Genomic DNA, 14,686 nt, shown 5'->3' on the forward strand with positions numbered 1-14,686 from the left:
TTTCGCCATGACGATTGTCAGGTATTCCGGCTGATTCTGGCCGTACCAAATGTCGTAAAGCGCGCTGTCGCAAACCCGACATTTTCTTGCACACGGCCCGGAAAGCCTTGTCGCTGCGTTGTACGGTGGCGGGCGTGGAATTTGCTGAAAGCTCTGCACACCCCAACTACAAAGCCCAACCATGACCCCAGAACTCCACGAAAAATTGCTGGCCGGCCTCAAGGACGGCAGCATCGTTCCCTATCTTGGACCGGGCGTACTCGCCGACGTCAGGAATGTCGCCACCGGCGCCCCGATTCCCGCCGACAGCGATTCGCTGATCTACGCCATGAACGATGGCAAGCCGATGGCCCCCAAGTTGATGTACGAGTTTCCGCGGGCGGCGATGAATGTCGAACTCAAGCGCGGGCGCAGTGCAGTGACCAAGTTCCTGACCCGGACCTACGGCGAAACGGCCTGGACGCGCGGTGCCTTCCACGACTGGCTGAAGGCGATTGCCCCGGCCTATGTCGTTGACATCAACCGCGACACGCAACTCCAGGACTCCTATGCCGAGGTGCCGCACAACCTGGTGGTCGGCATCGCCCGCATCGGCGGCACCGACTTCCGCTACAAGCTGTATTTCTGGGATGGCGTGGCCTACCAGAAAAGCGAAGCGATCAATCCGGCCCTGCCCATCCTGTTCAAGCCGATGGGCACGCCGAAGCCGGAAGCCAACTACATCGCCTCCGATGCCGATTACGTCGATTTCATCACCGAACTCATGGGCGGCTTCTCGATTCCGCCGGAGATCAAGGAATTGCGCAAGGGCAAGCAATACCTGCTGATGGGTCTGCGCCTGAACCGCGACACCGAGCGCATGGTGATGTCCGACTTCATTTATGCCGCCGCCGAGCCGGCCGGCTGGGTATTCATCGTCGCCCCGACCGACAAGGAAAAGCGTTTCTGCAAGAAGGTCGGTCTCGAGATCATCGATGCCGAACTTTTTGAATTCATCGGCGCCACCGTCCCCGCCTGAACCCACTCAACCCGCTAAGGAAGCAACATGCTGCTAGATCGCTACGAACACCTCTTTTTCAATGCCAATTTCAAGGAAGCCGCCACGGTGCCGGGCTTTGCCGCCTACCGTGGCGAATTTGTCCTGAAGGAAGGTGAGGTAGCCGATGCCCAGGGCCGCCGCGGGCCGCCAGCGGAAGTGCTCAAGCAGGCTGCACTGCTCGCCGAAGGCGACGAACTCAAGCTGATCTCCGGTTCGCTGGATGAGTTGCAGCAGTTCCCCTACCTGCTGGCGGTGGCCGGTGGCGATTTCAAGGCCGGGACGCTTGCCGTCTTCTTTACCGTCAATATTCCCAAGCCTTTTGTGACCACAGTCAATGGTGCCCTGGTCGTTTTCATTCCGCTGGTCGAGGGCATGGCCTGGAACGAGCTGATCGACTTGGTCGGACTCGAAAAGGGCGACTTCAAGGGCCAGAGTTCGGCCGACAAGGTGGTCACGGTCTATAACGCGCTCAAGGCCGAGAAGTTCAAGTACCCGGAAGTCAGCGTCGAAGAAGCCCTGAAGACCACCAACAACGCCAAGCGCGTCACGCACGGCGCCGTCTGATGCCGTGGGATGAGCGCCATACGCTCGGGGTGGCCGAGATGGACGCCACCCATCGCGAATTCGTCGCCCTGGCCGATGCGCTGGTCGCGGCCAGCGATGACGAATTCCCGGCCCTGTTCCTGCAACTCGAGGAGCATACGCGCCGGCATTTCGAGCACGAAGGCAAGCTGATGAAAGCCTGCCGTTTTCCGGCGATCGGCGAGCACCACAGCGAACATCTGCGCGTCCTCGGCGAACTCGCCCATTTCTCCCGCGGCGTGAAGGCCGGGCGGCTGGGCCTGGCGCGCAGTTACGTCAAGGCCTTGCCCGACTGGTTCAACAGCCACCTGGCGACGATGGATGCGGCGCTGGCCGGCTGCCTGAAACGCTGCTGACCGCCGACCGGGATCAGGCCACCGCGTCGTCGGGCCCGGCCGGCGGCTGGGCCAGGCGCTCATATTCGGCGATGATCTGGGCGCCGAGCAGCAGCACGGTGGCGCCGATTTCGAGACTGAACAGGGTGACCACGGTACTGGTCAGCGAGCCATAGACCACGCTGGCGCTCGACAGCGTCGTGAAGTACCAGACCAGCAGGTGACGGATGATTTCCCAGAGCGCAGCGGCGGTGAAGCCGCCGACCAGCGCATGGCGCAGCGGGATGCGTCCGTCCGGCGCGAAATGGTAGATCGCCGCCAGGCTCAAGGCTTCGGCAGTCAGTCCGAGAAAATAGAGAAGATTCCCGGAAAGTCCGGCCAGCGGCCAGTCGCGGCCGAAGGCGACGATGCTGTCCGGGGTCAGGGTCTGGATGGCGATCGAGACCATGGTCAGCGCGACCAGGCCCAGGCCGAGCAGTGCCACAAAGCCGTAGGGCAGCAGCAGCGCGAGCAGCGACGAGCGTTTGCGGCTGGGGCAGCGGAAGGCGAAGATGATGGCGAACGATTTTTGCAGCACCGAAAAAGTCAGCGAACTGAAGAAGATCATGGTCGCCAGCAGCACGGCACCGATCCCGATGCGCTTGTCGAGAAAACGCGATAACTCGTCGAGAAAGGCCGTGGACTGGCTGGGCACCAGCCACTCCAGGTAGCGGCCGAGCATTTCGGTCAGTTCGGCCGGCGTTACCAGGTGGGAGAGCACGATGCCGCACAGGATCAGCAGCGGGACCAGCGAGAGCAGGGTGTAATAGGCGATCGCCCCGGCCAGCAGCAGCCCCTGGTTGGCCTGGAAGCCCTTGATGACTTTCAAGGCGAAGTCGAGCGGGTGGGTGAGAACCTGGACGGCGGGGGAGTTATGGGAGGGCGTCATCTGTCGAGCATACGCTGATCGAGCCAACGATCATGCCAGCTTCCCGCGCAAACACCAATGGCATTGGGGCGACGGCTGCGATGCCCGCCACTAGCTCCCCTGAATAACATCGCGGGAACCCAATTCGTCGGCGCTTGTTCTAACGGCAGCATGAGGGGTGCCGGGCGCGTGATTGCATGCGGCCGTAGCCGCCCGCAACTTTCCGTCGCAGGAGGCACCATGACCTACCAAGAAAAGCTTCTCCCGGAAATCGAAATCAAGAGCGAGGAAGTCCGCCAGCGCAAGGCTTTTCTCCAGTTCGGCGACGCCGATGTCGCCACGCTCGAGAGCGTCAATGAAGTCGCCCAGCGCTATGCCGATTCGGTGATCGAGGATTTCTATCGGCATGTGCTGTCTTTCCCCGACACCAAGGCCTTCTTCAGCGATCCCGAGGTGCTGGCCCATGTCCAGCGCATGCAGAAGGCCTACTTCATGCGCCTGACCCAGGGCAATTACGACCAGGAGTATGTCGCCAACCGGGTCAAGATCGGGGTCATCCACGAACGCATCGGCCTGCCCGTCAAATCCTACTTCGGCATGTACTGCTTCTACCTGCGCACGGTGCTCGAGCGCCTGCGGCAGGAATACAAGGACACGCCGGAACAGGCCCTGACCGTCTTCAATTCGCTGATCAAGCTCACGTTCTTCGACATGGGGCTGGCCATCGACACCTATATCGAATCCCGCGAGCGCACCATCCAGGGCCAGCAGGAGGCGATCCGCGAACTGTCGACGCCGGTCCTGCTGCTGCGGCCAGGCCTGCTGCTGTTGCCGATCATCGGCCTGATCGATACCCAGCGCGCCCGCCAACTGACCGAGCAGCTGCTGCGCTCGGTGCGGAGCAATCGGGCCAAGGTCGTGGTCATCGACGTCACCGGCGTGCCCTCGGTAGACACCAAGGTCGCCAACCACCTCGTCCAAGCCGTCGAGGCGGCACGGCTGATGGGGGCGACTTCGATCGTCACCGGCATCGCCCCGGACATTGCCCAGACCATGGTCAAGCTCGGCATCGACCTGATGCGCATCACCACCGTCGGCGACCTGCAGAGCGGCATCGAAGAGGCGGAGCGTCTGCTCGGCTACACCGTGGTCAGGAATGCCGCGGTGCCCGGCCCGGGCGAAAAGGAACGGCCATGAGCCAGAACCGTGCCCCGATCCTGAAACTTGGGAGCACGCTGATCGCCTCGGTCCAGGAGGCGCTGATGGATGCCGATCTGCTCGGCCTGCGCGATGAGCTGGTGGCCGATGTCAAGCGCTACCGGGCGACCGGCGTCATCATCGATGTCACCGTTCTCGACGTGCTCGATTCCTTCGCCGCACGCACCATCCGCAATATCGCCCAGATGACGCGGCTGATCGGGGCGCGCACGGTGATCGTCGGCATTCAGCCCGATGTCGCCTTTTCAATGGTGCAACTGGGCCTGACCCTCGAGGGCATCGATACGGCGCTCGATCTCGAGGACGGCCTGGCGCTGCTCGATGTCGAACTGGGGTGCGTGCGCCGTGACTGAAGAACTGACCGTTCCCATCCGCTCCGAAGCCGATCTGGTGACGGCCCGGCTGCGCGGGCGCGAGATTGCCTCGGTGCTGCACTTTTCGTCGAGCGAGCTGACCCTGATCGCGACCGCCATTTCGGAAGTCACGCGCAATATCCTGACCTACGCCGGCAGTGGCGAACTCAGCCTGCGCCTGATCCAGCAGGCCCAGAAAATGGGGGTGTTGATCGTCGCCCGCGACCACGGGCCGGGCATCGCCGACCTTGCGGCGGCGATGCAGGACGGCTACAGCACCTCGGGCAGCCTGGGGCTCGGTCTGCCCGGCTCGAAACGGCTGATGGACGAATTCGCGATCGCCTCCGAAGTCGGCCAGGGCACCACCGTCACCATGACCAAGTGGAAACTGTAGCGATGAACCGCCCCGGCCCCCCTTACGAATACGCTGTCGCCGGGCGGGCGATCGGCGGCGAACGGCAATCGGGGGATGCCGCGCTGGTCCAGGCTACCACCGACGGCGTGCTGATCGCCGTGGTCGATGGCCTCGGCCATGGCGACGAAGCGGCAATGGCGGCGCAGACCGCGGTCGCGGTCTTGCGCGAGCATGCGGGCGAGCCGCTAGCCAGCCTGCTGCAGCGTTGCCACCTGCACCTGCAGCCGACCCGCGGCGCGGCGATGGCGGTGGCGATGGTCGATACGGCCAAGGCAACCCTGACCTGGGCCGGGGTCGGCAATGTCGAGGCGGTCCTGGTCGCCTCGCCGCGGAGTCCGGTACGCGGCAAGCAATGCCTGACCAACCGCTGCGGAGTGGTCGGTTACCGGCTGCCGGCGGTGGAGGGCAGGGAAGTGCCGATCTATCCCGGCGACCTGCTGATTCTCGCCACCGACGGTATCGACGAATGTTTTGTATCGGCCGAGATGCCGCGCGGTCCCCCCGACCATCTGGCGCGCTCCATTCTCGACTGCCATGGCAAGGCGACCGACGACGCGCTGGTCCTGGTCCTGCGCTGGCTCGGTGCCGAAGCATCCTTGCGGAGAGCCTCATGAATTCCGAAGCGAGAAATTTTGCCGCTGATTATGAATTGGCATTGCTCGACTACCTGAACGGCGGCGATGAAGAAACCGCGCTGCAACTCGCCTACGAACTGGGGCGCCGGGCAATTTCCGGCGAGCAGAGCATTCTCGGCCTGATCGGCATTCACTACCGCCTGGTGCAGACGATCCGGCCCCAGCCCAACGGCGGCCAGCCACATGGCCAGACGATCGCCCGCGGCGAGGCTTTTGTCACCCAGGTCATGGCGCTGTTCGAGATGACCCACCGCCAGACGCTGGAAATGAACCAGTCGCTGCGCGCCAGCGAGCGGCGCAAGGCGGCGATCGTCGGCAGTGCCTTCGACAGCATCATCAGTTTCGATGCCAATGGCCGGATCATCGACTTCAACCCGGCCGCCGAGCAAATGTTCGGGCGGGCTCGGGGGCAGGTCATCGGCCATGACCTGGCCGAACTGATCCTGCCGGACAACCGGCGCGAGGCCTTTCGTCAGAGCCTCGAACACTGCCGCAAACCGCCGGAATGTGCGGCGCCTGGCCAACGCGAGGAAATCACCGCGCTGCGCGCCGACGGCCGGGAGTTTCCGGTGGAAATGGCGGTCACCTACATCGCGGTCGACAACTCGCCGTTCTTTACCGCCTACCTGCGCGACCTGACCGAACGCAAGGCCTACGAGGCCAAGATCGAGTATCTGGCGACCCACGATGCGCTGACCGACCTCGCCAACCGCAATTTGCTCAAGGACCGCCTCGAACAGGCGATCGCCCAGCTCGGCCGCCGCCAGGACCAGGCCATCGCCGTACTCTTCATCGGCGTCGAGCGTTTCAAGTTCATCAACGACAGTATGGGCCACTCGTTCGGCGATGCGCTGATCAAGGAGATTGCCGGGCGTCTGCAGCACAGCGTGCACGACGGTGACACGGTGGCCCGGCAGAGCGGCGACGAATTCGTCATCGTCATGGCCGGACTGAAGAATGGCGTCCAGGAAGCCTTACGCGGGGCCAGCGAAATTCTCGCGATGTTCATGCAGCCCTTCGCCGTCGACGGGCACGCCATCCATCTCGCCTGCAGCATCGGCATCAGCCTCTACCCCAACGACGGCAAGGATGTCGAAATGCTGCTCGCCAACGCCGATGCCGCCATGCATCGCGCCAAGGCCGCCGGCGGCGGCACGGTCCAGTTCTACACGCGCGACCTCAGCGCCTTTGCCGCCGAGCGGGTCAAGCTCGAGAATGCGCTGTGGGGAGGGCTCGAGAAGGGCGAGTTCAGCGTCTACTACCAGCCCCAGGTGCGCGTCGCCGACGGCGCCATCGTCGGCGCCGAGGCGCTGATCCGCTGGCAGCACCCGGAACTCGGCATGATTCACCCGGCGCGCTTCATCGCGCTGGCCGAGGAGACCGGCCTGATCGGTCCGATCGGCGAGTGGGTGCTGGAAACCGCCAATGCGCAGAATCGCGTCTGGCAACGCGACGGCTTCCCCGGGTTCCGGATGGCGGTCAATGTCTCGACGCGGCAATTCCGCCAGGGCGGCATCCTGCAGTCCCTCGAATCGCTGCTCGCCGCCCACGAGCTGGCGCCGGACTCGCTGGAGCTAGAAGTTACCGAAAGCAGCCTGATGGAGGACATGGACGAATCGATCCGCATCCTCAACGAATTGCGCGCCCTCGGCGCCAGCATCTCGCTCGACGATTTTGGCACCGGCTACTCCTCGCTCGCCTACCTGCGCCGCCTGCCGGTCGATCGCCTGAAGATCGACCAGTCCTTCGTGCACGACATGGAGGCCGACGAGCAGAAGAAAACCATGGTCAGGGAAATCATCCATCTGTCGCAGGCCTTCGACCTGAGCATCATCGCCGAAGGCGTCGAAACCCACGGCGAGCTGGCCTTCCTCGCCGACCACGGCTGCCACGAATACCAGGGCTATCTCTTTTCCAAGCCGCTGCCGGCCAGCGAATTCGAACGCCTGCTGCGCCGGGGCAGCCGGCTGATGTGAGGACGCCGGCGCGCTGATTTCGTCTTTCGGCGTCGGCCCGGCTAAAGTGAAGCCATGCTCTATCGCTTGCTGGCCGACGCGGTGCTGCTCCTGCACCTGGCCTTCATCCTCTTCGTCGTGCTCGGCGTGCTGCCCGTCTGGCATTTTCGGCAACTCGCCTGGCTGCACGTACCGGCGGTAATCTGGGCCGGGGTGATCGAATTCAGCGGCCGGGTCTGTCCGCTGACCCCGCTCGAAAACCATCTGCGCCGGCTGGGCGGCGAGGCCGGCTACACAGGCGGTTTTATCGAGAACTACCTGTTGCCCGTCATCTATCCGCCCGGTTTGTCGCGCGAGATGCAGTTCGCTCTGGGCCTCGTTGTCATCGTCATCAACGGGCTAGCCTACGGCTGGCTGCTGTTCCGGGCGCGACGCCATGAGCGCAGCTAGTACCACAAAGGCAAGGGCTGGTATTTACCGGGTCGGGCTGACCCTGCTCGTCGTTTGCCTGCTCCTCGCCGGAGGTCTCGCCATGCTTCAGGACGATCTGATCTACTTCCCCGACAATCCGCCGCGCGCCGACCTGCTCGCCGACGCCCGCCGCCAAGGCCTGACCGCCTGGCCGGACGACAGCGACTATCGGGGCCTGCTGCGCGAACCGAGCGGCCCGGCCCGCGGCACGGTGCTGTTGTTTCACGGCAACGCCGGGCATGCCGGGCACCGCGCCGCCTATGCCGCCGAGCTGGCGCGACTCGGCCTGCGCGTGATCCTCGCCGAATACCCGGCCTATGGCTCGCGCCCCGGCCGGCTCGGTGAAGCGGCGCTGGTTGCCGACGCCGCCGCGAGCTTAAGCCTGGCCCGTCGCCAGTTTGGCGGGCCGCTGCTGCTTGCCGGCGAGTCGCTGGGTGCCGGCGTTGCCGCTGCTGTGGCGAAATCGGCCGAGGTCGCCGGCATCCTGCTGATCACTCCTTGGGACAGTCTCGCCAGCGTGGCGCGCCACCACTACCCCGGGCTGCCGGTTGGTTGGGTACTGCGCGACGATTACGACAGCATCGCCAATCTCGCCGGCTACCCGGGGCGCGTCGCCGTGGTCGTCGCCGAGCGCGACAGCATTATCCCGCCGGCCCTGGGTCGCCGCCTGTTCGCCAGCCTGGGCGAACCCAAGCGGCTGTGGGTCGTCCCCGCCGCCGACCACAACGACTGGCTGGGGCGCGTCGATGCGGCGTGGTGGGCGTCGGTTATCGGGTATCTGCGCGGCGACTAGAAAAGCCGGGCACCGGGCGAGGGCGGGCCAGGTGCCGGAAGATCAGCTACGCGCCAGGCGCAGCCTTGCCGTCTCGGCAATGTGCGTATTGAGCTCCTGATTCCGGGCCAGCAGCTGGGAGAAGTCGCTGGCCGTCATCACCAGTAGCTCGCCAAAGCCCAACGCCGTCACGTCGGCGGTGCGCGGTGCCTGGGTGAGCAGCGCCAATTCACCGAAGAAGTCGCCCGAGCCAAGTCTGCGCGGTTGGCCGGTGACTGCCACTTCAAGCGCACCGGAGGCGATAAAGAACATTTCCTGTCCCTTTTCGCCCTTGCGGATTAGCTTCTCGCCGGGCAATACGAAACGCGGTTTGAGAACGGCAGCAACCGACTCGAGCACGGCAGTCTCGAGACCTTGAAACAACGGTACCTTGAGCAGCAACGCCATGGCACTCAGCTGGGTGTCCAGCGAGGGGCGCCGACTTGCGCCATGCCATCGCGTTCTGAGATCGCCGAGCAACTCGCGCAAGACTTCCCGGCTGATCACCGCTTCATTGAACAAGCGCAGGTATTCGGCATGCTCGATGCGCAGCGCGGCACGTTCGAGGTACTGAACCTGCATCTTTTCGACAAATTCACCGTACTGAAGCTGTAGCGCCGACAGCGTGCCTTCGATTGCTTCAAGTCTCTGCTCCAGCACCTTACGCAGCGATTTCGCTGCCTCGGGCCCGAGCATTTCCGGAATGCGGTTCTCGGCGAACTGCAACAAACTATGGGTCGTGGCCCGGCCAACCAGCAAGGCTTCCAGTCGATCGCCCAGGGCGCCCGCCAACCACCCCTGCCAGCCAAACCGTCGATGCACCTCGATCGAAAGGCGGAATTCCAGTGGGAAGGCAAGTTCCCGCCGCGCCGCCAACTCATAACCGTCATGGCCCTCGGATCTGGCGCCATCCTCCAGATGATAGGCCTGCGCTACCAGGTTACGGACGATCCGTCCCGAAACGATGCGTTCCCGATAATGCTGCAAATGCAGTGCCTGCTCGCGGCGAGCCGCAGCCACCAATGCGGCGCGCGAGCGCTCCTCTTTGGAGAGCAGGTTATCCGCATCGATTGCCGATTCGGATTCCTGCAGGCGCCGGGTGTAGTGCTCGGTCAAGTTCTGGCGAGCGACCACATCGATACGGTACTGATCACCGGCGGCGTTGAGTCGGTGCTCGACCGTACCCAGGCTGTGAGCGATCGCCCGACCGCGCAGGATACGATCCACCGCCGACAGGCGATCGATGCCGAGAGCCCGGATCAGTGGTCGCAGCGTCAGGCCATTGACGAACAACGTAAAGAGGACAAAAGCGGTGACCAGCGTCGATACCAGGCGCTTGACCTCGGGCGGCACCGCCGGGTGTTCGAGTACGGCCAGGGCAAGCGCCAGCGAAATGGCGCCGCGCAGCCCGCCCCAAAGAATCACCAGGCGCAGCCCGACCTCCACCTTTTGCGCCATCCCGACGGCGCTCATCATCGGCATCAGCCCGAAGAGGACGATCCCGCGGGCGGCCAGGGCGCTCAGCACCAGAACACCCAGCATCAGGATGTCGGAAAGTCCGGCCCGGAAAGCAGGTCCGGAATTCGCAAGGCAGCGAGCAGGAAAATCAGAGAACTCGCCCAATAACCCAACTGCTTCCATATCCGGACCAGGAAGGACCAGGTTTCGGGCGAGACGCGAGTCCGTCCGTCATAGGAGAAGACCAGCGCCGCCGAGACGACGGCGACTACGCCGGAGACAGCGAAGGCGAGCTCGGCGATCACGAAGGCGAGGTAGGCGACGGTCACCGTGACCGTCACTTCTGCCGTTCGCTTGCCGGGTAGATGGGCCAGCAGGTGGGTGGCCAGAACGGCGAGCACGAATCCGACCAGTACGCCGCCCGAAAAGCCGCGCAAGAACGACCAGACGGCATCGTTCCAGTCGCCCGCGCCGGTCGTCAGCATGGCCATCAGGACCGAAAACAAGGCAATGGCCGCGGCATCGTTGAACAGGCTTTCGCCTTCGACCAGCAGGCCCAGGCGATGGGGAACGCTCAGATCCTTGAACAGCGCCACGACGGCGACCGGGTCGGTGGTCGAAACGATGGCCGCCAACAGCAGGCAGGCCAGCAAGCCATGGGTCGAGATCGCGGCCAGGGAGAAGCCGACGACGACGGTCGAGGCGAGTACGGCGACAACTGCGAGTAGCAGTATCGGCCCGATATCGGCCAACAGGCGACGGACATCGATGTCGATCGCCGTTTCAAACAGCAGGATGGGGAGAAACAGGTACAAAAACGCCTCGCTGGAAATTGTCAGCGAGGCACTCGGTGCAAAGTTGGCGAGGTCCACGGTGAACCCGAGTAGCGCACCGACGATCACCAGCACGATCGACAGCGGCAGGCTCAGCCGACGGGCGATCGGCTCGGTGACCACAATGACCGCAAACAAGATGGCTACGCCAAGAACGGATATCGGAACGCTGGCCATTCACTGCCTCCCTGTTGCTGAAACCTGCCCAGTTGCTGCCTTACGGGTAGCGCCCGTCTGGCCAGCCGCTTCATTTGTGCGGTTGTAGTCCATGCTTTCGCTAGCGCCCGGCGTATGGCAATTCATTTTTCGGCCATCAAAATCAGGTTGCCGCCGTCGCCATTCTCAAGACGGCTGGTGTATAGCTTGATCAGCGGGTCCTCCGGATAGCGACTGGCAAGTTCGGCAAACATCGCTTTCGCCTGTTCCTGACCACCGGCGACCGACAATTGGTCGTAGGCTTCCAGATATAGCTGGCGCGGCGCATAGCGCTGTTCGCGCTCGTCGACCAGGGGCTCGAATACCTCGATCGCCTCACTTTTGCCTTTCAGGATCAGGCGCCCCACCGGGCGCACCGCCGCGTCCGGACAGCCGGCCAGGATCGCCGCCGAGAGGCAGATGTTGGTACCGATCTGCTTGTTGGCGCTTTCCAGCCGGGACGCCGTATTGACTGGGTCGCCCAGGGCACGGTAATCGAACATGGTCGAACCCCCGAAGTTACCGACGATCACTTCGCCGGAATGGATACCGATGCGGGTGATGCCGAATTTGATCCCTTCGGCATTGAGTTTTCGCGCATGGCCGATGGCAAAGGCATCCATTGCCAGTGCGCAGGCCAGGGCGCGCGCCCGATGATCCGGCTGCGGCACCGGCGCTGAAAACATGATCACCACGGCGTCGCCGACGATCCGGTCGAGCGTTCCTTCGTAATGGAAGGCGATGCCGATCATCTGGTCCAGGTAGTCATTCAACATGGCTACCGCATCGCCCGGATCGATGCTTTCCATCAGGCTGGTGAAATTCGCCAGATCCGTGAACACAAAGCTGCATTCCTGGCGCACCCCGCCCAGACTCATGGCTTCCGGGTGCTTGACCAGATACTCGACCCGGTTTGGCGAGACGTAGCGGGAAAACACGTCCTTGATCCAGCGCTGTTCGCGCTCGCTGATGAGGTGATGGATCAGGCTTCCCAGCGCAAACGCCAAAGCGAAAATCAGCGCGGGGGTCACCGTATTGACCAGCAGCGCATGTTCGCGAAAGGCATACCAGCCGCCGGCCAGCACCAGCGTCAGGAAGGCGGCGGTGACACTGGCGGCGGTCAGGGCGCGGGCGCGGATCGCCAGGAAGGAGATGGCCAGCCCGCCGACGATGATGGCGATGACCTCGGCCGCCTTGGCCCAGTTCGGACGCGACAGGATGTGGCCGGACAAAATCTGTTCAAGGACCTGGGCATGGGCTTCCACCCCGGGCATGACGCCGCCGAGCGGGCTAAAGCGAAGATCCATCAGTCCCTGGGCCGAACTGCCGATCAATACGATATGCCCGGCCAGCAGCGCGGCGGGAACCTCGCCGGAAAGAACCTTCCAGGCGGGCAGGTAACGATCGGCCACCGACCGTGAGTAATGCACCCAGATCTCGCCCTCGGCTGTCGTCGGAATCTTGTAGCTTCCGATCCTGACCTCGGACAACCCGTTCCCTTGCGGCAAGGCCTTAAGGAAATAATTCCGCTCGCCCTGCGCCACGCGCAGCGACTCCGCTGCGATGCTCGGGACTGGCTTGCCGCCCAGGCTCAAGACCAGCGGAACACGACGAATGATGCCATCGCTGTCGGCGACAAAATTCAGGGCGCCGTTGCCCAGCGCGAACCCTTCAAGTTCTGGCCGGGCCGGGATCACCGAACCAAAGCCATGGAGGCGCCCGGCCGGATGGTCTCCGGAATTGACGTAGCGAAACGGTCGGTGTGCCAGACCCGATGCCTCGTCGCTGGCTGGTTCGCCACCAGTTCCGCTGCTTGGTGTGCCGCCGTGCAAGACAAAGCCGAGCACGACGCCGGCCTCTTCGAAGCTTTTGGCCAGCACCTGGTCATGGTCGGGCAGTCCATCCAGTGTTCGTCGTGCGGCGCCGCCCAGTTGCCAGAGCTTGGCCATGGCTTGGGGCGAGGTTCGATCGGCCTCGGCCAGCAGCACGTCGAAGCCGATCGCGGCTACCTCCGCCCGCTTCAGGCGCTGTACCAGTTCGGCTAGGCGCGTCCGCGGCCAGGGCCATTGACCGAAGCGGGCCAGGCTCTCCTCGTCAATGTCCACGATCCGGACCGGAACCTCGACGTAGGCCCGGGGATGCCAGCGCTGATACTGGTCGAATACGTTGTTGCGCAGGGTTTGCATCGGCAGCGGGTCGAGGATCAACAGTGCGAGCCCGAAGACGACCGAGATGATCGGCAGCAGGATGCCCAGGCGCTTGAGCGCCTTGTTCTTCATGAATCCCGTTGCAACCTGGGTCGTCGTCAATTGGCCCCCTGCCAGATGAAGTCGCACAGGCTGAGTTCCGTGCGCCGCGTATTGCTCAATATCTCCTGTCGTTCTGCGCCCCCCTGCAAGGGCTTGCCGTGCCCTCAGCGCACGGAAACTTCGACGCGGCGGTTTCTCGGCTCGTAGGTGTTGTCTGGCGTCGGAACCAGAAGGTTCTTTTTGCCGTGCGACTCGATACTGAGGGAATTGGCTTTGAGCCCCTTCTCGCCGAGCAGGTCGGAAACCTTGCTTGCCCGTTTCAGCGCCAGCTGGTTGTTGTAGGGTTCGTTGGCCATCGTATCGGTATGGCCGATGACCGAGATGTCGACCGCCGGTCTGGTATTCGCATCGGCGATTATTTTGGGAATCAGTGATTCCGACTCGGCGGTCAGCGTTGTTCCGGCGCTGAAATACAGCAGAAAGCGAGCCGGCATCTTCGGCAAGGCCGCCATCGTCGCCGCGAAGTCTTTCTTGATCTGCTGCTCTTCAACCTGCAGTGCTTCACCGTCGAGTGACCCGGCCTGGCCGGCCTTGGTGAGGACTTGTTCGCCTTTCTGTCCGCGGACGACCACCTCGCCAACTGTACCATCGGGGCTGGGGATCAATACGACATATGAGCGCGGCGCGCACCCGCCGAGCAGCATTGCCACCAGCACCAGGGTGCAACAGGTACGCGAATCGACGGTTCGGCCTGGCATACGCGGCTGCCGCGACTTCATTCTTCAACCTTGAGCAGAAACTGCGTGCCGCGGACCCCGATGATGCCGGACGGCGTACTGACCGTCACGGCATCCGGTTTCAGCTTTTCAATGACGCCCGAGACGTAGTTGAGGCTGCCTTTTGCCAACTTGCTGCTGAATTTCAGATTTCCCTGAACTGGCGAGTACAAATACTCATCGACGGTGAAGACAGTATCGGCGCCGAACGACATCACGGTCTCGTCCTTGAAGGTGACACCCATGCCGCTTTTTTTCCCGGTTTGCAGAACACTTCCCCGGTGGATCGGGGAACCGACCTCGGCCTTTATCTTTTTTTCGCCAGTGGTGATGGAGGCGTCGCCGGTGACACTTTTGACATGACCGATAGGAGGTTCGTTGGCGATGGCATGACCAGCCAGAAACAGGTAGGCGATAACGATGATTCTTAACATGGCGAACTCCCGTAAAGCAT

The 14,686-nt window shown here is 63.3% G+C and carries 16 protein-coding genes; 10 read left to right on the plus strand and 6 right to left on the minus strand.

Annotated elements, in window-relative coordinates; translation table 11 throughout:
• Positions 1 to 181: 181 nt before the first annotated feature.
• From NQE15_RS11310 to NQE15_RS11320, 3 genes are read left to right on the plus strand one after another with little or no spacing between them, the layout of a single operon-like run.
• Positions 182 to 1,018, plus strand: coding sequence for an SIR2 family protein (locus tag NQE15_RS11310; RefSeq protein WP_265949811.1), 837 nt, complete (start codon positions 182 to 184; stop codon positions 1,016 to 1,018).
• A 27-nt stretch (positions 1,019 to 1,045) separates the two neighbouring features.
• Positions 1,046 to 1,603 carry a hypothetical protein gene (locus NQE15_RS11315; protein ID WP_265949813.1) on the plus strand — a complete coding sequence of 186 codons (558 nt, stop codon included), beginning with the start codon at positions 1,046 to 1,048 and terminating at the stop codon, positions 1,601 to 1,603.
• On the plus strand, positions 1,603 to 1,977 hold the full coding sequence (locus NQE15_RS11320; RefSeq protein ID WP_265949815.1) for a bacteriohemerythrin: 375 nt from the start codon (positions 1,603 to 1,605) through the stop codon (positions 1,975 to 1,977). Before NQE15_RS11315 ends, NQE15_RS11320 begins: the two co-directional genes overlap by 1 nt.
• 13 nt (positions 1,978 to 1,990) lie before the next feature.
• Here NQE15_RS11320 and NQE15_RS11325 read toward each other — a convergent pair whose 3' ends face one another.
• Positions 1,991 to 2,884 (minus strand): YihY/virulence factor BrkB family protein, encoded by an 894-nt coding sequence (locus NQE15_RS11325; RefSeq protein WP_265949816.1) that lies wholly within the window; start codon positions 2,882 to 2,884, stop codon positions 1,991 to 1,993.
• 219 nt (positions 2,885 to 3,103) lie between these two features.
• Between NQE15_RS11325 and NQE15_RS11330 the strand changes: the two genes are divergently transcribed.
• The 7 genes from NQE15_RS11330 to NQE15_RS11360 are packed head-to-tail and all read left to right on the plus strand — an operon-like array spanning position 3,104 to position 8,703.
• Positions 3,104 to 4,060 (plus strand): protoglobin domain-containing protein, encoded by a 957-nt coding sequence (locus NQE15_RS11330; RefSeq protein ID WP_265949819.1) that lies wholly within the window; start codon positions 3,104 to 3,106, stop codon positions 4,058 to 4,060.
• The gene (locus tag NQE15_RS11335; RefSeq protein ID WP_265949821.1) at positions 4,057 to 4,434 is read left to right on the plus strand and encodes an STAS domain-containing protein; all 378 of its coding nucleotides are present in this window, start codon (positions 4,057 to 4,059) and stop codon (positions 4,432 to 4,434) included. Before NQE15_RS11330 ends, NQE15_RS11335 begins: the two co-directional genes overlap by 4 nt.
• Positions 4,427 to 4,828 (plus strand): anti-sigma regulatory factor, encoded by a 402-nt coding sequence (locus NQE15_RS11340; protein WP_265949823.1) that lies wholly within the window; start codon positions 4,427 to 4,429, stop codon positions 4,826 to 4,828. Before NQE15_RS11335 ends, NQE15_RS11340 begins: the two co-directional genes overlap by 8 nt.
• A gap of 2 nt (positions 4,829 to 4,830) precedes the next feature.
• Positions 4,831 to 5,463: a SpoIIE family protein phosphatase gene (locus NQE15_RS11345; RefSeq protein WP_265949824.1), complete on the plus strand. Its 633-nt coding sequence runs from the start codon at positions 4,831 to 4,833 to the stop codon at positions 5,461 to 5,463.
• Positions 5,460 to 7,460 carry a putative bifunctional diguanylate cyclase/phosphodiesterase gene (locus NQE15_RS11350; RefSeq protein ID WP_265949825.1) on the plus strand — a complete coding sequence of 667 codons (2,001 nt, stop codon included), beginning with the start codon at positions 5,460 to 5,462 and terminating at the stop codon, positions 7,458 to 7,460. The genes NQE15_RS11345 and NQE15_RS11350 overlap by 4 nt, the downstream gene beginning before the upstream one ends.
• 54 nt (positions 7,461 to 7,514) lie before the next feature.
• Positions 7,515 to 7,889, plus strand: a complete 375-nt coding sequence (locus NQE15_RS11355; protein WP_265949826.1) for a DUF2784 domain-containing protein — start codon at positions 7,515 to 7,517, stop codon at positions 7,887 to 7,889.
• The gene (locus NQE15_RS11360; RefSeq protein ID WP_265949827.1) at positions 7,876 to 8,703 is read left to right on the plus strand and encodes an alpha/beta hydrolase; all 828 of its coding nucleotides are present in this window, start codon (positions 7,876 to 7,878) and stop codon (positions 8,701 to 8,703) included. Before NQE15_RS11355 ends, NQE15_RS11360 begins: the two co-directional genes overlap by 14 nt.
• Before the next feature lie 42 nt (positions 8,704 to 8,745).
• Here the strand turns inward: NQE15_RS11360 and NQE15_RS11365 are convergent, their stop codons facing one another.
• The 5 genes from NQE15_RS11365 to NQE15_RS11385 form a co-directional block, all read right to left on the minus strand.
• Positions 8,746 to 10,263, minus strand: a complete 1,518-nt coding sequence (locus NQE15_RS11365) for a cyclic nucleotide-binding domain-containing protein (RefSeq protein WP_265949828.1) — start codon at positions 10,261 to 10,263, stop codon at positions 8,746 to 8,748.
• A complete protein-coding gene (locus NQE15_RS11370) occupies positions 10,263 to 11,189 on the minus strand; it encodes a cation:proton antiporter (RefSeq protein ID WP_265949829.1) in 927 nt (308 codons plus the stop codon). Before NQE15_RS11370 ends, NQE15_RS11365 begins: the two co-directional genes overlap by 1 nt.
• A gap of 122 nt (positions 11,190 to 11,311) precedes the next feature.
• Positions 11,312 to 13,516: a CHASE2 domain-containing protein gene (locus NQE15_RS11375; RefSeq protein WP_265949831.1), complete on the minus strand. Its 2,205-nt coding sequence runs from the start codon at positions 13,514 to 13,516 to the stop codon at positions 11,312 to 11,314.
• Between the two features lie 104 nt (positions 13,517 to 13,620).
• Positions 13,621 to 14,214: an OmpA family protein gene (locus NQE15_RS11380; RefSeq protein WP_265949833.1), complete on the minus strand. Its 594-nt coding sequence runs from the start codon at positions 14,212 to 14,214 to the stop codon at positions 13,621 to 13,623.
• Positions 14,215 to 14,231: 17 nt separating this feature from the next.
• Positions 14,232 to 14,666 carry a FecR family protein gene (locus NQE15_RS11385; RefSeq protein ID WP_265949835.1) on the minus strand — a complete coding sequence of 145 codons (435 nt, stop codon included), beginning with the start codon at positions 14,664 to 14,666 and terminating at the stop codon, positions 14,232 to 14,234.
• Positions 14,667 to 14,686 lie beyond the last annotated feature (20 nt).

The organism is Dechloromonas sp. A34 (genome assembly GCF_026261605.1).
Classification (GTDB): Bacteria; Pseudomonadota; Gammaproteobacteria; order Burkholderiales; family Rhodocyclaceae; genus Azonexus.